The organism is Limnohabitans sp. MMS-10A-192, assembly GCF_003063335.1.
GTDB lineage: Bacteria > Pseudomonadota > Gammaproteobacteria > Burkholderiales > Burkholderiaceae_C > Limnohabitans_A.
Genome location: NZ_NERX01000003.1, coordinates 1 through 23873, shown reverse-complemented (window position 1 = coordinate 23873; position 23873 = coordinate 1). Strand labels below are relative to the sequence as shown.

The following is a 23873-nucleotide window of genomic DNA, read 5'->3' as shown; positions in this document are numbered from 1 at the left end:
CAACAGGAGCTTAAACAAAGGCGCCTATGGCGCCTTTGTTGTTTCTGACTTGGAGTAGAACCACAAGGTGAAGCAGATCATCAGGGACAACATGGTCGGATAGTAGTTGTGGGAAAAGTTCACATTGGTCTGTGTTGTTGTCAAATGCATCACGAGGATGCCCGTCAATGTATAAGCACTCGTGTGAGCTTGTTGCCGAACAAGTTTGGAAATTACAAAAAGCAAGCCAGCGGCGTAGCTCAGAAAGCTGGCCAAGCCCCATATCCCGTGGTCGAGCAGTGTGTGCAAATAGTCGTTGTGGACATGACCAAAAACCGGGGGATTTGCTAGTTGCGTGTCGTTCGCCCAAGTTTGCAGGAGTTGTTTACGCTGGGCATGACCGTATCCGATCCAAGGTGATTGGCGGATTGCCTCTACGCTTCGTTTCCACAAATACAAACGGGCACCTACAGAACTGTTGTAGTTGTCAGATAAAGATGATTGAGACTTTCGAAGTTCTTCAAGCGCGACTTGGATGGCGATGACAGGCTTTACGATCACAGGAGATTTTTGCAGCCCCCATAAACTGCCAACGACAAGCAAGGCACATCCTGCATAAATACCCCAGGATCTTTTGCTTGCTATTTGAGGCGCTAACAGACCAGCGATTTTGTGGCGCCAAAGAATCCAAGCCAAGCAGGGCAAGATGATGACCAGTCCATAAGCACCGCGCTTTTCGCTGGCCAGCACAGCCATAAGACCGATGATGCTGCCTGCCAATGTAAGCCAGCGCGACCAAGTTGTGGCGTCCATGTAAAAAACACCAAGCAGCCAGCAGCTGACGAATGCCATACCTGCAGCCCAGGGAATGGAGTTGGTGGGAGTCCCCCATTGGCCATAAAGCAGCATGGTGATCAGCCCTGCTGTGCAAAAGATCGCACCTGCAAAAGTCAAATACCGCATGGCTTGTTTGTCCAGCGGAGCTGCACGTGTCAGGCCATACAGACCCAATGCGCCAAGAAACAAACGCAGTTCGGCATGTCGCTCTGCCCATGGGTCTTGCCAATAGAGTGTGGGAATGGTTTTGAGAACCAATGCCATCGCTGTAAAGATCAGCCAAGTTCGTGCCAGTTCATGAGCTTGTGATGCAGGCTGACTTGGTGTGGAACGCCTGATCCAAAGCGAGGCCAGACCGGCTAACAAAAACCATGTCCAAGCTGCACCTGCAAATTTGGTGCTGTAACTGGCCAATGCCAAGCAGATGGCCAGTGGAATCCAGATGAGCTTAGGTGTCGTCATGCGGCGTTCAATACCCGTTTGGATTTTGCGACTGCCAGCGCCATGCGTCAGCGCACATGCGGTCCACGCCCAGCTCGGCCTTCCAGCCCAGGGCTTCTTGGGCCAGGCGGGTGTCGGCGTAGCAGGCGGCCACATCGCCCGGGCGGCGGGCAACATATTGATAGGGCACAGGCACGCCGGTCACTTGGGCAAAGGTGTCGGCCAGCTCTTTCACGCTCACGCCTCGGCCTGTGCCCAGGTTGACGGTGATGCTGGCTTGCTTGTCTTGCAGGTAGCGCAGCGCCGCCAAGTGGCCCAAGGCCAGGTCGACCACGTGGATGTAGTCGCGCACGCCGGTGCCGTCGGGCGTGGGGTAGTCATTGCCAAAGATGCTCAAAAATTCGCGCTTGCCCACCGCCACTTGGGTGATGAAGGGCATGAGGTTGTTGGGAATGCCGTTGGGGTGCTCGCCCATGGTGCCGCTGATGTGCGCACCCACCGGGTTGAAGTAACGCAAGATGGCCACGTGCCAGCGCGGGTCAGACGCTTGCAGGTCACGCAGGATGTCTTCACACATGAGCTTGGTGCGGCCATAGGGGTTGGTCACTTGCAGCGGGCTGGATTCGGTGATGGGCACTTGTGCCGGGTCGCCATACACAGTGGCCGATGAGCTGAACACGATGCGGCGCACATTGGCGCGGTCCATGGCTTGCAGCAGGGTGAGGGTGCTGCCGAGGTTGTTGTCGAAGTAGCGCACCGGCTGGGCGACCGATTCGCCCACGGCTTTGAGGCCAGCAAAGTGGATGACGCCTTCAATGGGGTGCGCCTGGAAGATCTGGTCCAGCGCTGCGCTGTCACGCACGTCGGCTTGCACAAAACTGAAGTTCTTGCCGGCCAGTGCTTCGATGCGGTCGAGCACTTTGGCGCTGCTGTTGCACAGGTTGTCCACGATGACCACGTGGTGGCCAGCATTCATCAATTCCACTGCTGTGTGCGAGCCAATGTAGCCAGCGCCGCCGGTGATCAATATCGTTTTTTGCATCATTTGATTGTAGTGTTTCGTCACGGACCGTCATCGCGAGTTCCTTCATCTGTCATCGCGAGCGAAGCGTGGCGATCCAGTGTGTGAGCGGGCACAGCAGCTGGATTGCCACGTCGCTGCGCTCCTCGCAATGACGAGAAGTACGTCATCGCGAGCGAAGCGTGGCGATCCAGTCTTCGATGACCTCAAAGCCTGGCCTCTCAGCGGGTGTCTCACGCAGACACTGCTGCTTTAAATCCTGCAGCCCTGCCAGCGCGGCTTGGGCCAGACCTTCCACATCGCAACGGTCCAGCAACTCTTCGAGCAGGCAGCCGAAGGCGCGCACTTCGAGTTGTTGCAGTGCCTGCGCGGTTGAGGGGGCTGTGCTGCCCAGAAGCCAGGCCGCGCCGAAGTCGCCGAGCAGGGCGTGGCCTTGGCCGTCGTGCAGGATGTTGTGGGCATACAGATCGCCGTGCATGATGCCTCGCTGGTGCAAGTGCCGGGCGGCCGAGGCGATGCCATGGGCCAGTTGCAATGCAGCGCTCAGCGTGAAGCGGGTGGTCTCGGCATAGGTGTCGCGGGTGCACGAGGCCAGGCTGGGTGGCTCGGCCAGGTTGCGCATGCGCGGATCGATCAAGGGCATGACCAGGCCTTGTGTGGCCGCAGGGTGGCCCGTGATTTGGCCCAGCGCCGGGATCAGCTGCGGGTGCGTGCCTGCGTGCAGGCAGACGGCCATTTCGGTGTGCGGCCAGCCGTCGCTGGTGACGGCACCTTTGAACAGTTTGACGGCCACGGGGAGCAGGCCTTGCGGTGTGTGCAGCAGCGCTTGGTGGATGACGCCCGATGCGCCTTGGCCCAGCTGTTGCTGCATTTGCAGGTCTGACCAGGCGATGTGGGCGATGGGTGCGTGGTGCAGCACCTGCGCTTCAGCGGCTTCGCCAAATGGGTTGCCCCCACAGGCCAGCCAGGTCAGCCGGGGCATGCGCAGCAGCCAGTCGGGCAGCGCGGTCAGGCGGTTGGCCGAAATGCGCAGCAGCTCCAGCTTGTGGCATGCGGCCAGCTCGGGTGGCAAGGCGCTCAACTGGTTGCCAGCGAGCATGAGCTTTTGCAGCTGGGCGCATCGGCCAATCTCTGGGGGTAGGGCGCTCAGCGCGTTGTCGGTCAGGATCAGCCAGCGCAGCGTTGCGGGCAGGGCTTGGCCAGGCAGGTGGCGGATGCGGTTGGCCTTGAAGCCGACCATGCTGAGCGCCGGGCACTGGCCCAGAACTTCGGGCACTTCGGTGAATGCGTTGTCGGAGGCAAAGAAGATGCGCAACTTGTGCAGCCGCGCAAAATCATCGGGCAAGGCTGACAAGGCGTTGCCCGACAGGTCCAGCACTTCCAGCGTGTCGGCCAAGTCGAATATTTCACGCGGGAACTCGCTCAGGCCGCCCGCGATTTTTATCTCGCGGGCGCCTGCCAGTTGGCCGGAGCGCAGTTGTTCCAGGGTGTGCATGTTTCAGGACTGAGAGTGCTTGTTTGTGGGTTGGTGGTGCTTTGAAGATGGATCCCGGGTCAAGCCCGGGATGACAAACTCAAATCGTCAATGCCAGCCAGAGTGAAGATGGATCCCGGGTCTTCGCCCGGGATGACAAAACGAATTTGTCTCCGCCCGCCAATTTGTAAGCGCTTGCCGTGTCATCCCGGGCTTGACCCGGGATCCATCGGCGTGTCACGGCACATCATCTCAGCGTGAGCCCGACTTAAACCACCACCTTGATCTTGCCCGCCGCATCCCGCGCACGTTGCAGTGCGTTGGGGCCTTTGGCCAGGGCCACGGCCATGCGGCGGTAGGGGCGGGTGGTGGGTTTGCCAAACAGGCGCACGTCCACGCCGGGTTCGCTCAAAGCGGCTTCGACACCAGTGAACTTGGGGTCTTTGCCTTCCTTGTCGGCCAGCACCACGGCGCTGGCGCCTTCGACGCATTCGATGGTCGGAATCGGCAGGCCCAGCACAGCGCGGGCGTGCAGGTCGAACTCGCTCAGGTTCTGGCTGATGAGGGTGACCATGCCGGTGTCGTGCGGGCGGGGGCTCAGTTCGCTGAAGATCACCTCGTCTTTGGTCACGAAAAACTCCACGCCAAACAGGCCCGCACCGCCTAAGTCGGTGGTGACTTTTTCGGCCATGTCTTGTGCGGCTTTGATTTGCTCGGGCTTCATGCCCTGGGGCTGCCAGCTGTATTGGTAGTCGCCGCGCTCTTGCACGTGGCCAATGGGTTCGCAAAACAGCGTGGGGCCCTTGCGCTGGCGCACCGTGAGCAGGGTGATTTCAAACTCGAAGTTGATGAATTCTTCGGCGATGACTTTCTGGCGGTCGCCGCGCATGCCGGCGCAGGCGTAGTCCCAGCTGGCCTGGATGTCGGCGGCGGTCTTGGCCACGCTTTGGCCTTTGCCCGACGAACTCATGACCGGTTTGATGACGACCGGAAAACCGATTTCCTTGGCGCGGGCCATCAGCTCTTCGGCCGACTCGGCGTAGCTGAACTTGGCGGTGCGCACGCCCAGGCCCACGGCCACATCGCGGATGCGGTCGCGGTTCATGGTCAGGTTGGCGGCGCGGGCGCTGGGGATGACTTCAAAGCCTTCTTTTTCCACGTCGAGCAGCACTTCGGTGCGGATGGCTTCGATCTCGGGGACGATCAAATCGGGCTGGTATTTGGCAATGGCGGCGCGCAGGGGCGCTTCGTCGAGCATGCTGAAGACGCAAAACTCGTCGGCCACTTGCATGGCGGGGGCACCGGCGTAGCTGTCGCAGGCGATCACGTGGCAGCCCAAGCGCTTGGCGCTGATGACGAATTCTTTGCCGAGTTCACCAGAACCCAAAAGCAGTATTTTTTTCATAAGAGTTAGGGGTGTAAATAAGTGGACAGCCGCTATTGTTGCCCAGATCACTGACGTGAGGCCTGCAGGCGATGGGTTCTTGACCTGCGTCATGTGCACCCGTGTGCAGGCCCCACACAATGGCCGCATGAATGCTGTTTGGACCTGGGTTCGCCAACATGGCGGCAAATTGTTGATGGGTTTGCTGGCGCTGCTGCTGGGCGCTGCTTTGTGGCGCTGGTGGATGGGTCCGCAGGTGCAGACCGAGGCGGTGCAGCCCCGTGATTTGTTGCAAACCGTGGTGGCCAGTGGCCGGGTGGAGACGCCGCACCGGGTAGACATTGGTGCGCAGATCACCGGCACGGTGGCGCGTGTGCCCGTGGTGGAGGGGCAGGCCGTCAAGGCGGGCGATGTGCTGATCGAGTTGGTCAGCTCCGAGCTGCAGTCGGCCAAGCGCCAGGCCGAGCTGGCCGTGGTGCAGGCACAAGGCAGGCTGCGCCAGTTGAACGATTTGCAGGGGCCGGTGGTGCAGCAGACGCTGCGCCAGGCACAGGCCAACTTGGACGCAGCGCGGGCCAGCGGGCAGCGCAATCAGGCTTTGTTTGAACAAGGCTTCATCGGGCAGGCTGCGCTGGACGAGTCGCGCAAGGCTTTGGCGCTGGCCGATGCGCAAGCGCTGGCCGCACAAAAACAAGTGGCATCGACCCAAGTCGGCGGCGCTGAACACAGCCTGGCCGTGGGTGCCGTGGCCGAGGCGCAGGCCAACGCCGAAGTGGTGGGCGCCAAGGCCCGCTATGCGGTGGTCAAGGCGCCCGTGAGTGGCCAGCTGATTGGCCGCACGGTGGAGGTGGGCGATGTGGTGCAAGCGGGCAAGGTCTTGATGACTTTGTCACCCGAAGGGGCCACGCAGCTGGTGGTGCAGATCGATGAAAAAAACCTGCGCCTGATCGCGCTGGGTCAGCAGGCGTTGGCCTCGGCCGATGCTTACCCACAGCAAAAGTTCAAGGCCCAAGTGGCCTACATCAACCCCGGCATCAATGCGCAGACCGGGGCGGTGGAGGTCAAGCTCGATGTGCAGGAGCCTGTTCACACTTTGCGGCAAGACATGACCGTGTCGGTGGACATGGCGGTGGCGCGCAAGCCGCAAGCGTTGGCGCTGCAGGTGGGGCACGTCAACGACATCAATGGGCCAGCGCCCTGGGTGTGGCTGCGCGATGCGGGCCATGCGGTGCGCCGCCCGGTGCGGCTGGGCTTGCGCGGTGGCGCGTGGGTCGAGGTGTTGGCCGGTTTGCGCGAGGGCGATGCCGTGATCGCCATGCCTGGCGGTGGTGCTAATACGCTGCGCGAAGGCCAGCGCGTGCGTGCGCAACCTTGAGCGGGCCTCAGCATGTTCAAGCCTTGGGTGCCGTTTGAATGGATTGTGGCGATCCGCTTTTTGCGCGAAGGCCGCATGCAGACGGTGTTCATTTTGGTGGGTGTGGCCATCGGGGTGGGCGTGATCGTGTTCATGTCGGCGTTGCTGGCGGGCTTGCAGGGCAACTTCATTGCGCGGGTGTTGTCGGCGCAGGCGCACATCCAGCTTTTGCCGCCCAAAGAGGTCACGCGCACTTTGCAGGCGGTCACGCCCAGCGAGGTCAATGCGGCCATCGTGCAGCCGCCTTTGCAAAGGCTCAAGTCGATTGACCAGTGGCAATCTTTGCTCACCACGGTGCGCGACATGCCCGATGTGACGGTGGTCTCGCCGGTGGTCAGTGGTTCTGCCTTGGCGGTGCGCGGCAGCGCGAGCCGGGCCATCAGCGTGACGGGCGTGGAGGCCGAGGATTATTTTCAGATCGTCAAGCTGCCCGAGAAAGTGGTGCGCGGTGTGCCGCGCTTGACGGGGCAAGACATTTTGATTGGCACCGATCTGGCCAGCGACTTGGGTGTGGATGTGGGCGACAAATTGCGCGTGGCCAATGCGGCGGGTGTGGCCACCACTTTGACCATCAGCGGTGTGTTTGACCTGGGCAACAAAGGCGCCAACCAGCGCAGCACCTTTGTGACCTTGCGCACGGCACAAAGCCTGCTGGGCCTGTTGGGTGGTGTGACCAGTATCGAGGTGACGGTGCGTGATGTGTACGCGGCCGAGATCCTGGCCCAGCGCATTCAGGCCGCCACCGGCGTGCAGGCCGACAGCTGGATCAAGACCGGCGCGCAGTTTTTTGCGGCGGTGAGTGCGCAGAGCACCGCCAACACGGCGATCCGGTTTTTTGTGGGGCTGTCGGTGGCGTTTGGCATTGCCAGTGTGCTGGTGGTGTCGGTGGTGCAGAAGTCGCGCGAGATCGGGATCATGCGGGCGATGGGCATTTCACGCGGGCAGGTGCTGCGCGTGTTTTTATTGCAAGGCGGCTTGCTGGGTTGGGGTGGCGCGGTGCTGGGCTGCGTGGTGGGCGCTTTGGGGCTGGTGATGTGGCAGCACCTGGCTTTGAATGCCGATGGCACGCCGCTGTTCCCGCTGGTGCTGGACCCGGTGCTGTTTGCTGTGGCCTTGGGCCTGGCTACGGTGACAGGGCTGGCCGCAGCCTATGCGCCAGCTTTGCGGGCGGCACGTTTGGACCCGGTGGAGGCGATTCATGGATAAGTCAGATGTGGTGGTGTGTTTGCAGGGCGTGCGCAAGGCCTTCAATGTGGGCACCGGCATCGAGACCGAGGTCCTGCATGGCATTGACCTGACGCTGCACCGGGGCGACTTTTGCGCGGTGATGGGGCCTTCGGGCTCGGGCAAGAGCACCTTGCTCAACATCATCGGCTTGCTGGATCGGCCCACCTCGGGCTTGTTGCAAATGGCGGGCGAAGAAACCACGCTGCTGGCCGACCAAGCCTTGACGCGCTTGCGCGGCCACCACATTGGCTTTGTGTTCCAGTACCACCACCTGATCTCGGCCTTTACGGCACTCGAGAATGTGATGATGCCCATGTTGGGCGCGGCGGGTTTTCCGAATCAAGCCATGCGCGAGCGCGCCGAAGCCCTGCTGGAGAGCGTGGACCTGACGCCCTGGAAAAACAACATGGCCAACAACATGAGCGGCGGCCAGCAGCAGCGCGTGTCTTTGGCGCGGGCCCTGGCCATGAACCCGGCCCTGTTGCTGGCCGACGAGCCCACCGGCAACCTGGACACCAAGAGCGCCGACGCGGTGTTTGCGCTGCTGCGGCGCATCAACCAGGAGCAAGGCACCACGGTGCTGCTGGTCACGCACAACCCGGAGCTGGGCAAGCGCTGCGACAAGACCATCCAGGTGGTGGATGGCCTGATCCAAAGTGGTTGATGGGTGGCAGTGAAGTTTGAATCCGCTCAGGTGGATCTGTAGCTTCTGTCAGCCCAGACTTGCCTTACTTGTCATCCCGGACTTTTTTCAGTCATCCCGGACTTCTTTTTTTCAGTCATCCTGGACTTCTTTTTTTCAGTCATCCCGGACTTGATCCGGGATCCATTGCATGCAAGGGAGATGGACCCCGGGTCTTCGCCCGGGGTGACAGTGGGGCGTGTTTTCGCCCGGGGTGACAAGGGGGCGCGTCTTCGCCCGGGGTGACAAGTCAGGGCAACTTGCTGCGCCTGTCATCCTGGACTCTTTTTCAGTCATCCCGGATTTCTTTTTTTCAGTCATCCCGGACTTGATCCGGGATCCACTGCATGCAAGGGAGATGGACCCCGGGTCTCCGCCCGGGGTGACAAGGGGGCAGGTCTTCGCCCGGGGTGACAGGGGGGGCGGGTCTGCGCCCGGGGTGACAGGGGGCTACCTCTTCGTCTGGGGCGACAGGGGGCCAGCTCTACAGCCTCAGGCCAGCTCTACAGCCCCGGGCCAGCTCAGCAGGCCGTTGCAGCTTGGGCGGCAATGCCTTGCAGTTGTGCGGCCGTCAGGCGGTTGCCGTGTTGGCTGACCACGGCAGCGGCGGCGCGGTTGGCCAGTGCGGCGGCTTGCGCGGGGCTTTGGCCGTGGGTGATGCCGTACAGGAAGGCGCCCGCAAACATGTCGCCTGCGCCGTTGGTGTCCACCGCCTTGGTGGGCACGGCGGGCACTTCGATGCGGTTGCCACCTTGCACGACGATGCAGCCTTTGGGGCCACGCGTCAGGCACAGCGTGGTGGCCAGCCGTGACAGCTGGCCGATGATGGCGTCCAGGTCGGTGGTGCCGCACCACGTTTGCGCTTCTTCTTCGTTGGCGAACAGGTAGTCCAGACCGTTGCCGATCATGGCTTCCAAGCCAGCGCGGCAGAAGTTGATCATGCTCACATCGCTCAGGGTCAACGCGGTTTGCACCTTGTGCTCCGTGGCGATCTGGCGGCCTTTGACAGCGGCTTCCAGGCCCGTGGGTGAGGCGGCCAGGTAGCCTTCCATGTAATAAATTTTGGACTTGGCGATGTCGTGCGGGTGCAAGGCGCTGGCGTCCAGTTGCGATGTCGCACCGAGGAAGGTACACATGCTGCGCTCAGCGTCTGGCGTGACCAGCACCATGCAGCTGCCGGTTTGGCCTTCTTGCGCGGCGGTGTGGCTCAGGTTGGTGGCCACGCCGTTGGCTTGCAGGTCCTGGCTGTAAAAGGCGCCCAGTTCGTCGTCGGCCACACGGCATGAGTAAAACGCTTGGCCACCCAGCTGGGCCAGCGCCACCACCGTGTTGCCTGCCGAGCCACCCCCAGTGCGGCGGGCGTGCAGGCCGTGCACATGGTCGAGCAGTTCGGCGCGTTGTGCGGTGTCGATCAAGGTCATGTGGCGCTTGCTCACGCCCATGGTCTGCAGCAAGGCGTCAGAGACTTCGTATTCGGTATCAACCAGGGCGTTGCCGATGGCGTAGAGGTGGTAGTGGGACATGACCGGTCAGTGAATGCAAAAGCAGTGAGTTTACTGCCCTGCGTTCATTTGCCGTCTTGTTCGCGGTGCCGTTTGAGGGTGAGCCAGCGTTTGCCGAAGCTTTGGGCCAATTGCTCCACCATGAAGACCGAGCGGTGCTGCCCGCCGGTGCAGCCGATGGCCACCGTGAGGTAGCTGCGGTGGTCGCGCTCGATGGCGGGGATCCATTGCGCCAGAAAGCCTTCGATCTGCAACTGCATTTGCACAAACTCTTCGGACTGGCGCAGGTAGTCCTGCACAGGGGCATCCATGCCGGTCAGGGGGCGCAACGCGGTTTCGTAGTGCGGGTTGGGCAGCATGCGCACGTCAAAGACATAGTCCGCATCGGTGGGGATGCCGCGTTTGAAGGCAAAGGATTCGAACACCAGCGTCAGCTGCGCAAACGGGGCGCTGACCATGGTTTTGACATAGGTTTGCAGCTGGGCAGAGCGCAGCAAGCTGGTGTCGATGACGTGGGCGCGTTCGCGCAGGTCGGACAGCAGCTCGCGTTCAAACGCGATGGTCTCGGCCAGGTCTTTGTCGTTTTGCGGTTTGTTGCCGCCCGACAGGGGGTGCTTGCGGCGCGTCTCGGAGTAGCGGCGCATCAGCGTGTCAGAAGACGAGTCCAGAAACAGGGACTTCACCGTCATGCCCATGTCGCGCAAGATGGCCATTTGCTCGGGCATCAGGTGCAGCGAGTTGGCGCTGCGCACATCGATGGCGATGGCCAGGCGCGGCTCTTGTTGTTGTTCTTCGAGTTTGACAAAGGGGATCAGCAGTTCGGGCGGCAGGTTGTCCACGCAGTAGTAGCCGGCGTCCTCCAGGGCGTGCAGCGCCACCGATTTGCCGGAGCCGGACATGCCGGTGATCAGGATGATGTCCATGTTCAGCCTTGTGGGGTGCCCAGCATTTCGCGGGCGTGGGCCAAGGTGGTGGCCGAGAGTTTTTCGCCGCCGAGCATGCGGGCGATTTCGCTGACGCGTTCTTCGCCACTGACGGCGCGCACTTGGCTGCTGACCTGGCCTTGGGCTGCGGCTTTGCTGACCAGCAGGTGGTGGTCGGCACACGCGGCCACCTGGGGCAGGTGGGTCACGGCCAGCACCTGGCGGTGTTGGCCCAGTTGTTTCATCAGGCGGCCCACGGTTTCGGCCACGGCGCCGCCCACACCCGAGTCGACCTCGTCAAAAATCAAGGTGCCCGCTTCGCCCAACTCGCTGGTGGTGACCGCAATGGCCAGCGCGATGCGCGAGAGCTCGCCGCCCGAGGCCACTTTGCCCACGGGGCGTGGCGTGCTGCCTTCGTGACCGGCCACCAAGAAGCTGACTTCTTCCAGGCCATGCTGCGCGGGGGCGTCCAGCGTTTGCAGGCTGACTTCAAAGCGCCCGCCTTGCATGCCCAGTTGCTGCATGGCCGCCGTGACGGCTTTGGCCAGCGGCTTGGCGGCTTTTTGGCGCTGCGCCGAGACCTGCTTGGCCGCTTGCAGGCAGGCAAGGTGTGCGGCTTGTTCGGCTTTTTGCAGCACGTCCAGATCGGCGGCGGCGTCCAGCCGGGCCAGGTCGTCGCGCCATTGGGCAAGCACTTGGGGCAGCTCTTCGGGGGGCTTTTTGTAGCGGCGGGCCAGTGACAGCCACAGGCCCATGCGCTCGTCGAGTTCGGCCAGCGTTTGCGGGTCGAGGTCGGTTTTGCGCAGGTAGCTGTGCAGGCTGTGGGCCACGTCTTCGGCTTGGGCCTGGGCCGACAGCAGCACCTCGGCCAGGGCGTTGAATTCGGGCTCCACATGGCCCAGCGCTTGCAGGCTCTGGATGGCGCGGGACAGCTGGCGCAGGGCGCCGCCTTCGTCGTCGCCCTCCAGCAGCAGTGTCGTTTCGTTGGCCGCGTCGATCAGGGCTTGGGCATTGGCCAAACGGCTGTGTTGGGTGCTGATGTCTTCCCATTCGCCAGCGGCGGGCTTGAGTTTGTCGAGCTCGCCAATTTGCCAGGCCAGGCGTTCGCGCTCGTTGGCCAGGGTGCTTTGCGCTTGCTGGGCGTCGGCCAGGGTTTGCTGGGCCAGGCGCCAGGCGTGCCAAGCGGCTTTGAGCGGGCGGGTGTCGATGCTGGCATAAGCGTCGAGCAGGCCCCGCACCGCGTCAGGGCGGGTCAGGCTTTGCCAAGCGTGCTGGCCGTGGATGTCGAGCAGATGTTCGCCCAGCTCGCGCAGCTGTGTGGCGGTGGCGGGGCTGCCGTTGATCCAGGCGCGGCTTTTGCCGGTGGTGTCTACCGTGCGGCGCAGCAGCAGGCTGGCTTCGTTCACAAAACCCGCTTCGTTAAGCCAGGCCGCCACAGCGGGTGTGGGCTCGAATTCGGCGCAGACTTCGCAGCGGCTGGCGCCTTCGCGCACCACGCTGGTCTCTGCCCGGGCGCCCAGGGCCAGTTGTAAAGCGTCAATCAGGATGGACTTGCCGGCACCGGTCTCGCCCGTGAGGACGCCAAAACCGGTGTTCAGGTCCAGTTCCAGTTCGCGCACGATCACGAAATCGCGCAGGGTGATGTGCGTCAGTGCCACGGCAGGTCAGGCTCCTTCGTTCCAGTGCATTTTTTTGCGCAGCGTGTCAAAGTAGTTCCAGCCCTCGGGGTGCAAAAAGCGCACCGTGTGCTCGGAGCGTTTGACCATGATGCGGTCACCCAGGATCAGGTCGGCCAGCGATTGCATGTCGAAATTGGCGCTCACATAGCGGCCGGCCACGATCTCGATGCTGATCTCGGACGATTCGGGCAAAACGATGGGCCGGTTGGACAAGGTGTGCGGCGCAATCGGGGCCATGACCCAGCCACCAATGGCCGGGTGCATCAGCGGCCCGCCCACCGACAGCGAGTAAGCGGTGGAGCCCGTGGGTGTTGCAATGATCAGGCCGTCGGCGCGCTGGTTGGAGACAAAGCGGCCATCGACTTCGACGCGCAACTCGACCATGCCCGAGGTGCCGCCACGGTTGACGACCACGTCGTTCATGGCCAAAGCGCTGAAGACCGAGCGCTGGTCGCGCATGACGTGGGCTTGCAGCAAGCTGCGGTCTTCGGTCTGGTAGTGGCCCTGCAGCATGGGGCGCAACACATCCTGGTAGCTTTGCAGGGGAATGTCGGTGATGAAGCCCAGCCGCCCTTGGTTGATGCCCATCAGCGGCAAGTTGAAACGGGCCATTTGCCGGCCAATGCCCAGCATGGTGCCGTCGCCGCCAATCACCAAGCCCAGATCGCATTGGGTGCCAATGTCGGTCATCTCCAGCATGGGGTATTGGTTCAGACCGGTGTGCAGGGCGGTTTCTTTGTCCAGCACCACGTCGCAGCCTTGCCTGGTCAGGAACTGGGCGACGTCGTCCAAAGCCCGGCGTGAACTCTCCAGCGCACCGCCTTGGGTGGTCGTGTGGTACTTGCCAAACAGCGCAACGTGACGGAATTGGGATCTCATGCGCAAATTACATCATTAAAATGGCCGCATGCTCGACGACCGTGCCAAGTTATTGCTCAAAGCCCTGGTGGAACGCTACATTGCGGACGGCCAACCGGTGGGCTCACGCACGCTCTCGAAAGCCTCGGGGCTGGACCTGTCGCCTGCGACCATCCGCAACGTGATGGCCGATCTGGAAGAGCTGGGCCTGATCGCCAGCCCGCACACCTCGGCCGGGCGCATTCCGACCACGCGGGGCTACCGCCTGTTTGTGGACACCATGCTGACGGTGGACCGCACCGGCTTGCAGGCCCCGGCGCTCACGCCCGATCAACCCCAAAAGGTGATTGCCAGCGCGGCCAATTTGCTGTCGAGCCTGTCGCAGTTTGTGGGCGTGGTCATGGCGCCCAAGCGGGCCTCGGTGTTCAGGCACATCGAATTTTTGCGCCTGTCCGAGCGGCGGTTGCTGGTGATCATCGTCTCGCCCGAGGGTGACGTGCAAAACCGCATCCTGTTCACCGAGACCGATTACTCGCAAAGCCAGTTGATCGAGACCTCCAACTACCTGAACACACATTACGCGGGCATGGCGATCGAGCAGGTGCGCAGCCGCGTGCAGCAGGAGCTGGTCAGTCTGCAAGGGGAGATCGCTACCTTGATGCAGGCGGCGGTTCAGGTCAGTACCGAGGCCATGGCCGATGACCACAACGAGGTGGTCATTTCGGGTGAACGCAACTTGTTGTCGGTGAGCGATTTCTCAGGCGACATGGGGCATCTGCGTCGGGCTTTTGATCTGTTTGAGCAAAAGACGCAGCTCATGCGCTTGCTCGACGTGTCCAGCCAAGCCGAAGGCGTGCGCATCTACATTGGCGGCGAAAGCCAGATCGTGCCCATGCAGGAGTTGTCTGTGGTCAGCGCGCCCTACGAGGTCGATGGACTGATCGTGGGCACCTTGGGTGTGATCGGCCCGACCCGCATGCCCTATGACCGCATGATCCAGATCGTCAACATCACCTCACGACTGGTCAGCAATGCGCTGAGTCAGTCGAAATAAGCCCCTTCGGCCCACTACAATCACGGCTTCGGTTGGGGCGTTAGCTCAGTTGGTTAGAGCAGAGGACTCATAATCCTTTGGTCCACGGTTCAAGTCCGTGACGCCCTACCAGCAATTGGAAAAGCCACTGATTTCGGTCAGTGGCTTTTTTTCATTGAATGCTCAATTGCTCATACGGAAGCCGAGACAGCTTTTGCCACCCGCTCCAGCGCGATGCGCTGCGCTGACGCAGGCGCTGGGCGAACGGATCTTGGACATTTCTCATGTACGCCGCAGATTTGGCTACCGGCGCAGCCTCGACTTGCTGCGCTCGGAGTTTCCGGGCGTTAAACACAAGCGGGTCTATCGCTTTTACAGAGATGCCAATTTGGCCGTGCGCAGGCGCAAGAATGCCAAGCGCCCACCATGCGAGCGTGTGCCCTTGCAGTTGGCGGAAAAGGTCAACGATGTGTGGAGCTTGAACGAGCAGTTGTTCTTGAGCTTGCCGTAAGCCAGACGGTGCATTGCTGAATGGAGGCAGGTCATCAATCTATGTTGGCACTGCCGTCTGCACCGCGTTTCGTGGCACCAGTAGCGGCGAAGTTTTATCAGCCAATTGTTGGGTGATGGCAAATCATTGAATCTAGAAAGTCCCGTTTGAGCCAGATAAATTTTGCATTTGCAGACAGCTCAATTCAATTTGCGAATTGCTTGGGCCACCGAACTCCTTAAGATCACGTCGCACGCCAAGACAAGCTCTTCATCTTGCTCTTTACGCTCGAGTGCTCTGATCACTTGTCTTGCTGCCATTTCTGCCATTTCTTCTGCTGGCAGATGGGCCGTAGTCAATGAGGGTGAAATTTTGCGAGCCAATCCAAAGTTGTCAAAGCCACAGATGGACAGTTCGTTGGGTAGATCAATTCCTAATTCCTGAGCTGCAGCGATAACGCCTGCGGCAATGTCATCGGTCAAACACTGGATGGCGGTAGGGCGGTTTTTTTGGCGCAATACGTGTAGACCTTGCCTGTACCCGTCTTCGAAGAACACGCCGCATTGGTAAATCTCATACTGGATCTTTTGAGATTTGCATTCTTGAATGGCATCAGTGAAGCCTTTTTGTCGTTCTTTGGTGGCACGTTGTTTATTGCTGCCTCCAACGAATGCAAAACGCTGGTGACCCAACTCAATCATTGAGCGGGCCATCTTGTAGGTGGCGGTTCTCTCATCAGCAATGACCTTCAAATCTGAGCTGGCTGGGTCGTTTGCGCTGATGGTGGAAAAGATGATGGCGTTGTCTTTCAGAGTTTTGGAGAGGCCCGGATATTCCGTTGCTGGTGCAGCCACGATGTATGCGCCAATCTGACGAGAGCCAATGCGCTTGATCAAGGTCTTGACATCATTGGCGTTGCGGATTTCCAGGATGGTCACGGCATATCCGAACTGGTTGCAGATATTTAAGGCACCCATCAGCAACGCGTACTCGTATTCGTAACCTTGTCGTAGTTTTCGAAGCTCTTCGTAAGAGGGAATGACAATGCCGATCACTCGTGGGAACGACCCCGACAAATTTCTGGCGGATTGAAGTGGGATGTATCCCAACTCTTCGATGACTTGAAGGATTCTCTTCTTTGTCTCTTCGGCGATGTGCCCTTGATTTCGGATGACTCGGGAAACTGTCATGGCTGACACGCCAGACTTTTCTGCAACTTCCTTGATAGTGATTTTGGGTGATTGCTGCATTCTGAAGATCTAAACCGCTGATGACAGTCGTCATATTCAACTGTGGGGTGATCGCCAAGCTAAATTGGCCAAAACTAGCATGTTAACTGACGACATCACGCCACTTTGAGCCGAGAGGTGCTCGGCATGGCAATGCTTGGTCAATGTTCGAGTCTGGACCGGCTCAATTTTTTCAGCTTGTGAGTTGTGACGGTGGGCTGGGTCTTGCTTAGGGTAATTACGAATGTGAAACGACAGTGACTTTGAGTAAAGTCAAACATGTTAACGTTAACATACGTTGGCATACAGGACAAACAAGACAAAACTCAACAGGAGATTGACATGGGTAATTTCAAGAAAAGGCCGGTGGCCATCGCATTGCTGGGCGTGTTGGCGACGTATGCCCAGGTGGCTGCACATGCGCAAACAGCGGATGCAGATCAAATTGTGGTCACGGCCAACAAGGTGTCTCAGTCGGCGCTTAAAGTTGGCGCATCGCTGTCAGCCATCAGTGCAGATGACATCCGCGACAAAGGCGTTACAGATGCCAAATCGTTGACTGACTTGATGCCAAACACGCAGATCAGTCAAGCAGGTAACAGCTCGGTTGTGGTGAACATCCGTGGCATTGAAAACACAAACACCACGACATTGGGTGATCCCGCGGCGGCATTTCACATCGATGGCGTGTATTTGGGACGTATGTCAGGGGCTGGCGCAGCCTTTTATGACATCGAGCGCGTAGAGGTGCTTCGCGGCCCACAAGGAACACTGTACGGCCGAAACGCCAATGCTGGTGTTGTCAACGTCATCACTAAAGGTCCCAGCAATAAGCTTGAAGGATCTGTCGGTGTCGAACTCGGCAATTTAGGACAAAAACGCGTTGATGGCATGTTCAACCTGCCCGTTAATGACGCTTTGGCGTTGCGAGCTGCGTTTTCGAGCAACCGTCGCGACGGTTTCTCAGAAACTAAAACAGCCACCAACGGCTTTACACAAAATCAAGACAGCATCCACACGGACTCGGTACGCTTGCAAGCGCTGCTCAAGTTTTCTCCAAGTACGCGCCTCAATGTGTCGTATGACGAGAGCACCAATAAGACCACCGGTCCGAATTATTACGATTTGAAAAACGGAATTCCCACGAAGCTGGTCGACAGCAGCCCCATGATCCAAGGGCGTTTTGACAACAAAATGACCGGCTTTAAAGCCGAGCTGAGCACAGATGTTGGGTTTGCAAACCTGAACTACATCTACGGCAATCGCAGCACAAAAACCAAAGAAGACTACAGCACAGGCCCATTGCTTTTATTGACTCAATTTAAAGTTGAGCAAGCTTCGCATGAGTTGCGTTTCTCCTCTAAAGACGTCAAGGCACCGCTGCAGTGGGTGGGTGGGTATTTCAACTTTAAAGAAACAGGCACTAACGGTCTGCTCGACGGTAATGCACCGTTTTATCTGTTTGGCCCGACTGCGCCAGGACCAGCCCCCTTTGGACCCAGCCAGTGTGGTGGTTTTGCGGCTTGCTACCCAGGCTTGCAGTATCAGGACCGCTTGGTTACCAATGCTTCAGATGCATTTTTCGGCCAAGTCAGCTACAGCATCGCCCCATCGGATCGTGTGATCGTAGGTGCTCGTACAACTCAGGACAAAAAATCACGCGACGGCACACAGGTATTTGCGCTCAATGGCACTGACTACTCTGCAAGTGGTAATGCTGTGACACCATTGTTTGGACAAGCCACATGGAGGAGCTCAACTTACAAATTGGGCTATGAGAAAGACTTGTCTGCTTCGGAAATGGCCTACGCCACAGTTTCTACAGGCTTTAAATCCGGTGGCTTCAATGACGGCGACACCAGCAAAAACCCTGAATTGATTTTCCGCCCTGAGAAAATCACATCTTACGAGGCGGGTTTGAACGGCAAATACCTCGACAATGCATTGCAGTTGACATCGTCCATCTTCCACTACGACTACACCGACATGCAAAAGTCGGGGGTTGTTAACAGCAGCATGTTGACTGTGAATACCGGTTCAGCCACTGTTGATGGTGCTGAGGTTTCAGCGCGCTACCGCGTGAGCAAAGCCGGCCGTTTGGACGCTAGTTTGGGTTTGTTGAAAGCCAAATACAAAACCTACACAACACCAAATGGCACTGATTTTTCGGGCAAAGCACTGGACAAAACTCCTTCTGTGACTTTGAACCTTGGTTACGCTCACAACTGGAATTTGGCTTCAGGTGCACGCTTGACGGCTTACGCGGGTACAAAGTATTCAGCCTCTTATGTGACAACTGACACTGGCACTGCAACGGCAGCACCAATTCAGTTCAAGCAAAAAGCTTTCACGAAGTCCAATTTGTCGCTCACATATGCCAACGCAGAAGACACCATGGATGTTCAGGTGTATGTGAAAAACATCGAAAACAAATCTCAACTGTTGGGCTCTGTTGCTTTCTTTGGTGGCAACTACGGCTACATGAGCGAACCACGCACAGTGGGTATTCGCAGCAACTTCCGTTTTTAAATCGGCACGAAGAGGGCCTGCACAGCATGTGCAGGCCCTTTTTTTTGCATGTTCGAACAACTATGACCGACAAAGACCCTATTGCCTCCATCTTGTGCAAGGCGCCGTTTGCGCTTGCCGCTGCAGAGATCGACTGGGTGCGGCAAATTTTTTGCGAGCTCAGCCCGCAAGAAAAAATATGCCAATTGATCAATTTGCAAATCATGCCTGGAGACGAAGCGGCACTTCAGGCTTTTGAGCGGCACCCTTTGGGTGCCGTATCCATGATTCATTTTTCTGACCCCGTTGCGTGTCAAGCCGCTATTGCACGTGTCAGGAGCGTTAGTCGCATTCCGCCACTGGTCAGCGCCGATTTGGAAGGGGGTGTGACCAGTGGCCGCCTGACCAGCATTTTCCCCAATCAACTGGGCTGTGCGGCTGCAAATTGTCTGTCCACGTATGGCCATGCTTTGGACGCTTTGTCGAGTGAACTGAAAGCATTGGGCATTCACTGGACATTTTCTCCAGTACTGGATGTCAATCATTCGTTTCAAAGTGCAATCGTCGGAACGCGCTCATACGGCAGTGAACCTGCTTTGATTTCTGACATGGCGCAACTGCATATTGACGTGTTCCAGCGTAATGGCATCGCCACCACAGCTAAACATTGGCCAGGCGAGGGCTACGACGATCGAGATCAGCATTTAGTCACCACGATCAATCCGTTAGCCATGTCCGAGTGGCATGATGTTTTTGGACGTCTTTACAAACGAGCCATTGATTCGGGAGTTTTGTCCATCATGTCTGCCCACATTGCTTTGCCTGCCTATGCGCAAAGACAGGGTGAAGAGGGGGTGGAGTTGTATCGACCCGCATCCATCAGCAAGCATTTGAATCTTGGATTGCTACGCGGGGACCTCGGATTCAACGGCCTCATTGTCTCGGATGCCACGTTGATGGGGGGGCTCGAAAGCTGGGGGCCTCGCCACCAGTGGCTGCCCGAGGTGATTGAAAACGGCTGTGACATGGTGTTGTTTTCAGAGTCGCTCACCGAAGATATTCACACCCTACAACAAGCCCTGGCAACAGGTCAGCTCAGTGGCAAGCGTTTAGATGAGGCTGTTATTCGTGTGCTCGGACTCAAAGCCAAACTGGGTGTGCATCGTCAATCTGCCACCGATGCGGTCGATGAACCGAGCATCGATCTCCTGCAGCACCAAGCGATCATGTCGCGCTTGTCTGACTTATCGATCACGTGCGTGAAGGATACGCAAGCTATCTTGCCATTGAACCCACAGCGCTATCGTCATGTATGGATGTTCAAAGAAGAGAACGTTCATCCTTTGGGTGCCGATGCTGATTTCAGGATTGGCATAGACGAGGCATTGCAGGCGGAGGGCTTTGAGGTCCATGTGTTTGATCCGGCGCTCCATAAGTTGGATGACTGCGCAAATGCGGACTTGATCATCTATGCCATTGCTCAGGAGTCGCTGTTGACCAAGTCACGTCTATTTTTGGACTGGGCAAAGCTGCACGGGGGGGCCATGGCTGGCATGCGCCGGATGTGGTGGGATAAGCCCACCATGCTCATCTCATTTGGCCATCCCTATTACTTGTATGACGCACCGCGCATGCCCTGCGTCATTAATGCCTACACCGCTACGCCGCAGGTACAAAGCGCATTGATCGAAAAATTGATGGGACGCAGCACCTTCACTGGGAAGAGCCCAGTGGATGCATATTGCGGACTGCCCGATGCCATTTATTGAAAGATAACACCATGAGCGATGATGTCACTATCCCGGGGCACAGCCCCAACATTCCCGATCCCTCGCACTGGTTTGTTTTTAACCTCATCGCGGTGTACTTTGCCTTGTCTATGGCATTGCTGACACCGCCCATGATGACCATCGCCATGCGGGTGGCACAAATTGCGCCTGAAAACAAAGAGCAAGTGCTGGGTTTGCTGTTGGGAATTGGTTCTGTTGTGGCTATCTTGGCCAATCCATTGGCAGGTTATTTCAGCGATCGGACGAAGTCGTCATGGGGCAAGCGAAAAATTTGGATGGTCATGGGGACCTTGGTGGGTACATTTGGCTTGGGCCTCATTGCCTGGGGTGGTGTGGCGGTGATGGTGGTAGGCTGGTGCCTCACGCAGTTAGGCCTGAATGCTGTGGCTGCGGCCTTAATGGCACTGCTGCCTGACAAAATTCCGCAGCGCACACGCGGCATGGTCAGCGGAGCGTTAGGAATGACGATTCCAGCTGGCATTTTGGCAGGCATTGCGTTGACCAACTTCACAGACGGAAATGTTTACGCCATGTTTTTGATCGAGCCTGCAATCTTGTTGCTTGCCGTGATGGTTCTTTGTGCTTCATACCGTGATGCGCCATGCACAGCCGATAACAGTGTGCCATTTTCGTTGCGTCGTTTGGGCAAAGATTTTTACTTCAATCCAATGGCCCAATTGGATTTCACTTGGGCCTTTATCAGCCGCTTCATGTTTTTCATGGCCATGGCCACCTTTTTTGGGTACCAGGTTTACTTCTTGATGGATCGTTTGGGCTACGAAGTCAGTGCGATACCTGAGGTGATGTTGAAGCTGAATTTGGTGACCTCAGCCATTCAAATCGGTAGCAGTTTCTTGAGCGGCTGGCTGTCGGACCGTATGAAAAACCGCAAGTTCTTCATTTGGACATCGGCTGCAATGTACGGAATTGGCTTGGTTTTGGTTGCTTACTCCAACGACTACAACTCATTCTTGTTGGGTGCGAGCGTGATGAGCTGCTCTTTTGGTGTGTATTTGGCAGTGGATATGGCGTTGGTGACTGAGGTGCTGCCCGATCCTGAGAACAATGCAGCCAAAGATTTGGGGATCTTCAATATTGCAGGCACGATGCCACAAACTCTGGCACCTGCAATAGCGCCGATCTTTTTGTTCATGGGTAATGCGGATAGCCCTAATTACAATGCCTTGTTTCTTGCGGCTGCAGTGTATGCCGTTCTGGGCGCATGGGCCATCTTCCCGATCAAAGGCGTGCGTTGATCGAGTACATCTGATATGGAATTGCCCCCTTTTTGCAAGGGGTGCAGAAGTAGCAACGTGGCGCAGCCATGACCAGTCGCTGTTTTGGAGTGAAGATTTTTAGACTGCACGTCAACTGATGAATTGCGTCAACAGTTGGTTGAACTTGTCTGCTTGTTCAATTTGAGGGGCATGTCCACACTGGTCAAAAATATGAACCTCTGAGTTCTTCAAGAGACCCTGGAATGTGGCTGCATGGTGAACAGGCAGCAGCGGGTCTGAATCACCCCAGATGATCAAGACGCGCGTGTCAAGCGCTTTAATCTTCTGGTGTAACTGTTCGATGTCTCGGCGTTTGAAACCTCGAAGATCGATCATGGAACGGACGGTGGCCAGTGCGCTGGCTTGTGCACCTGGCCGCAGCGAATCTTGAAACTTTTCATCGATCCTTTCCTGCGAAAGTCGGCTCTGGTCAACAAATACAGATGACCAGCCAACTTGATGTTTGATACGGTCGGGTTTTGTCAGCAACTTGCCGATGATGGGCAGCGTTTGTAAACGCATAGCATGAGGGGCATCAGCCGCTCCACCGGCAGATGCGGCCAAAGTCAGACTTATTGCCCTATTTCCTAACATGCTGGCCATTTCTATGGCGACGCGTCCACCCAGTGAGTTGCCGACCAGATGCACTTCTTCTACATGCAGATGTCCAAGAATTTTGATTAAGGTTCGCGCTTGATTCACTGGACTGTAGTCATATCCATCAGGCTTATCGCTTTTTCCAAACCCCACCATGTCAACAGCGATAACCGTTGAGTGATCCGCTAATGAGTCGATGTTTTCCGACCACTCAAGGCATGAACAGCCCATGCCATGTATCAATAAAATGGTCGATGATGAATTACCTTTTTTCCAGTAGCGAATGCGATGGCCATCGACCTCAGCCCATTGATCAGCTTGTCGTTTTAATTGCATGAGACTCTTTGCTGGTAACTGTCGTAACGTTCTTCAGCCATTCGGTGTAAAGATTCAACCAGGCGTCAGAAGTATTTCCATTGGTGCGATCACCAAACCCGTGCCCACCATTGCGGAAAAAATGCAATTCTGGATCCAGTTGATGTTCATGCCATGTTTGGATGATGCCCACGCCTTTTCTTGAAAAAAGCGGATCATCACTGGCCATGACACCAAACAAATGCGGAAGCCTGGGGGAGTGAATGTTCATGGTGGTGAGATCACCATAAATCAATCCAAGCGAGCACAGGTCGTGATCAATGGGGTTCTCGGAAATGTATTGGCGTCCGATTAGCGCACCTGCAGAAAAGCCCAAAAAGTGAATCGAAGCGTGCGCCTTTGAAATGTGACTTTTGATCGTAGAGACCGCTTCTTTAAGATCTTCGACAGCATCTTGCACATCGAGATCAGCATTTGCATTGCCAAAATCGTCTTTCAGTAATTTTGAATAGAAGTTTGAGCAATGTTTTTTGAATTCATCATTGTCATGTGGTGTGAAATTCAATCTGTATTGCAGAACATAAGCGTCATAACCCAAAGCAGAAAATTTTTCTGCCAAGCTCACACCTTCATGCGCTATGGCCATCACCATCATTCCTCCACCCGGGGCAATGATGATGGATTCGTTTTTCACTTCAGATCCAGCAGCAGCTGGAAATGACATGAGCTTTGCCACTCTGACATTTCGAACAACAAGATCTGAATTCAGATGGAGCCATTGTTCGGGTAGCTCATTGGATGCGTTGCCCAGAGGCATGCCTTGGGGCATTCCTCTGGGACGATTGATTTCTACTGCATCAAAATTCATGGGCTTGCAATTGACGTGATTGATGTCTGTCAGTTCACAAATTGCTCTGAGCCCACGATCCCCAGTTTGGTCAGGCCAATGCGCTGGGCACTGGCCATCACGGCCGCAGCCGCTTCGTATTTCGCCTTGGCGTGCGAGCGGATGTGCAGCTCAGGCTGCGGCTGCTGGGCAGATGCCTCCTTCAACTTGGCTTCCAGCTCTGCACGGCTGGCCACCGGCTTGCCGTTCCAGTTGATCACACTGTTGGCATCCACATCGATCTTCACCACCACCGGATCGGCCTTCTTGGGCGCGTTGGTGGGCAGCGGCATGTCCAAGTTCACCGAGTGCAGCTGCGCCGGGATC

The 23873-nt window shown here is 57.6% G+C and carries 20 protein-coding genes and 1 tRNA gene; 9 read left to right on the top strand and 12 right to left on the bottom strand.

Annotated features, from left to right (window positions below):
* Nucleotides 1-24 precede the first annotated feature (24 nt).
* The 4 genes from B9Z43_RS07280 to purT all read right to left on the bottom strand — a co-directional run bounded on the left by B9Z43_RS07280 (nt 25) and on the right by purT (nt 5157).
* Nucleotides 25-1278: an O-antigen ligase gene (locus B9Z43_RS07280; RefSeq protein WP_108324187.1), complete on the bottom strand. Its 1254-nt coding sequence runs from the start codon at nt 1276-1278 to the stop codon at nt 25-27.
* 7 nt (nt 1279-1285) lie between these two features.
* A complete protein-coding gene (galE, locus tag B9Z43_RS07275; protein WP_108324651.1) occupies nt 1286-2299 on the bottom strand; it encodes a UDP-glucose 4-epimerase GalE in 1014 nt (337 codons plus the stop codon).
* Nucleotides 2300-2444: 145 nt separating this feature from the next.
* A complete protein-coding gene (locus B9Z43_RS07270; protein ID WP_108324186.1) occupies nt 2445-3773 on the bottom strand; it encodes a protein kinase in 1329 nt (442 codons plus the stop codon).
* A gap of 247 nt (nt 3774-4020) precedes the next feature.
* Complete coding sequence (gene purT / locus B9Z43_RS07265) at nt 4021-5157, bottom strand: formate-dependent phosphoribosylglycinamide formyltransferase (RefSeq protein WP_108324185.1); 1137 nt, start codon at nt 5155-5157, stop codon at nt 4021-4023.
* A 127-nt stretch (nt 5158-5284) separates the two neighbouring features.
* Here purT and B9Z43_RS07260 point away from each other — a divergent pair, with 127 nt between their 5' ends.
* The 3 genes from B9Z43_RS07260 to B9Z43_RS07250 are packed head-to-tail and all read left to right on the top strand — an operon-like array spanning nt 5285 to nt 8441.
* Nucleotides 5285-6511, top strand: coding sequence for an efflux RND transporter periplasmic adaptor subunit (locus tag B9Z43_RS07260; protein ID WP_233249957.1), 1227 nt, complete (start codon nt 5285-5287; stop codon nt 6509-6511).
* A 12-nt stretch (nt 6512-6523) separates the two neighbouring features.
* The gene (locus B9Z43_RS07255; RefSeq protein ID WP_108324184.1) at nt 6524-7756 is read left to right on the top strand and encodes an FtsX-like permease family protein; all 1233 of its coding nucleotides are present in this window, start codon (nt 6524-6526) and stop codon (nt 7754-7756) included.
* The gene (locus B9Z43_RS07250) at nt 7749-8441 is read left to right on the top strand and encodes an ABC transporter ATP-binding protein (protein WP_108324183.1); all 693 of its coding nucleotides are present in this window, start codon (nt 7749-7751) and stop codon (nt 8439-8441) included. Before B9Z43_RS07255 ends, B9Z43_RS07250 begins: the two co-directional genes overlap by 8 nt.
* Before the next feature lie 539 nt (nt 8442-8980).
* On the opposite strand, the gene B9Z43_RS07245 is transcribed toward B9Z43_RS07250, so the two are convergent.
* From B9Z43_RS07245 to B9Z43_RS07230, 4 genes are read right to left on the bottom strand one after another with little or no spacing between them, the layout of a single operon-like run.
* A complete protein-coding gene (locus B9Z43_RS07245) occupies nt 8981-9982 on the bottom strand; it encodes an adenosine kinase (protein WP_108324182.1) in 1002 nt (333 codons plus the stop codon).
* A gap of 44 nt (nt 9983-10026) precedes the next feature.
* Complete coding sequence (gene rapZ / locus B9Z43_RS07240; RefSeq protein ID WP_199222284.1) at nt 10027-10890, bottom strand: RNase adapter RapZ; 864 nt, start codon at nt 10888-10890, stop codon at nt 10027-10029.
* Nucleotides 10887-12542 carry a DNA repair protein RecN gene (gene recN, locus B9Z43_RS07235; RefSeq protein WP_108324180.1) on the bottom strand — a complete coding sequence of 552 codons (1656 nt, stop codon included), beginning with the start codon at nt 12540-12542 and terminating at the stop codon, nt 10887-10889. Before recN ends, rapZ begins: the two co-directional genes overlap by 4 nt.
* Before the next feature lie 6 nt (nt 12543-12548).
* Complete coding sequence (locus B9Z43_RS07230) at nt 12549-13442, bottom strand: NAD kinase (protein ID WP_108324179.1); 894 nt, start codon at nt 13440-13442, stop codon at nt 12549-12551.
* 28 nt (nt 13443-13470) lie between these two features.
* Here B9Z43_RS07230 and hrcA point away from each other — a divergent pair, with 28 nt between their 5' ends.
* The 3 genes from hrcA to B9Z43_RS17495 all read left to right on the top strand — a co-directional run bounded on the left by hrcA (nt 13471) and on the right by B9Z43_RS17495 (nt 14965).
* A complete protein-coding gene (hrcA, locus tag B9Z43_RS07225; RefSeq protein ID WP_108324178.1) occupies nt 13471-14475 on the top strand; it encodes a heat-inducible transcriptional repressor HrcA in 1005 nt (334 codons plus the stop codon).
* 34 nt (nt 14476-14509) lie between these two features.
* Nucleotides 14510-14586 (top strand) — tRNA-Ile (locus B9Z43_RS07220).
* On the top strand, nt 14573-14965 hold the full coding sequence (locus B9Z43_RS17495) for an IS3 family transposase (RefSeq protein WP_108324177.1): 393 nt from the start codon (nt 14573-14575) through the stop codon (nt 14963-14965). Before B9Z43_RS07220 ends, B9Z43_RS17495 begins: the two co-directional genes overlap by 14 nt.
* Nucleotides 14966-15144: 179 nt before the next feature.
* On the opposite strand, the gene B9Z43_RS07210 is transcribed toward B9Z43_RS17495, so the two are convergent.
* Nucleotides 15145-16194 carry a LacI family DNA-binding transcriptional regulator gene (locus tag B9Z43_RS07210; protein WP_108324176.1) on the bottom strand — a complete coding sequence of 350 codons (1050 nt, stop codon included), beginning with the start codon at nt 16192-16194 and terminating at the stop codon, nt 15145-15147.
* A 321-nt stretch (nt 16195-16515) separates the two neighbouring features.
* Between B9Z43_RS07210 and B9Z43_RS07205 the strand changes: the two genes are divergently transcribed.
* The 3 genes from B9Z43_RS07205 to B9Z43_RS07195 all read left to right on the top strand — a co-directional run bounded on the left by B9Z43_RS07205 (nt 16516) and on the right by B9Z43_RS07195 (nt 21727).
* Entirely contained in the window at nt 16516-18702 is a 2187-nt protein-coding gene (locus tag B9Z43_RS07205) for a TonB-dependent receptor (protein ID WP_158270083.1), read from the top strand.
* 62 nt (nt 18703-18764) lie between these two features.
* The gene (locus tag B9Z43_RS07200; RefSeq protein ID WP_158270082.1) at nt 18765-20450 is read left to right on the top strand and encodes a glycoside hydrolase family 3 protein; all 1686 of its coding nucleotides are present in this window, start codon (nt 18765-18767) and stop codon (nt 20448-20450) included.
* Between the two features lie 11 nt (nt 20451-20461).
* The gene (locus B9Z43_RS07195; RefSeq protein ID WP_108324173.1) at nt 20462-21727 is read left to right on the top strand and encodes an MFS transporter; all 1266 of its coding nucleotides are present in this window, start codon (nt 20462-20464) and stop codon (nt 21725-21727) included.
* A gap of 111 nt (nt 21728-21838) precedes the next feature.
* On the opposite strand, the gene B9Z43_RS07190 is transcribed toward B9Z43_RS07195, so the two are convergent.
* The 3 genes from B9Z43_RS07190 to B9Z43_RS07180 all read right to left on the bottom strand — a co-directional run.
* A complete protein-coding gene (locus tag B9Z43_RS07190; protein WP_108324172.1) occupies nt 21839-22681 on the bottom strand; it encodes an alpha/beta fold hydrolase in 843 nt (280 codons plus the stop codon).
* Nucleotides 22659-23528, bottom strand: coding sequence for an alpha/beta hydrolase (locus B9Z43_RS07185; protein WP_108324171.1), 870 nt, complete (start codon nt 23526-23528; stop codon nt 22659-22661). The genes B9Z43_RS07190 and B9Z43_RS07185 overlap by 23 nt, the downstream gene beginning before the upstream one ends.
* Nucleotides 23529-23557: 29 nt before the next feature.
* Nucleotides 23558-23873 (bottom strand): biopolymer transporter ExbD (locus B9Z43_RS07180; protein ID WP_108324170.1); only part of this gene is annotated, 316 nt, incomplete at its 5' end.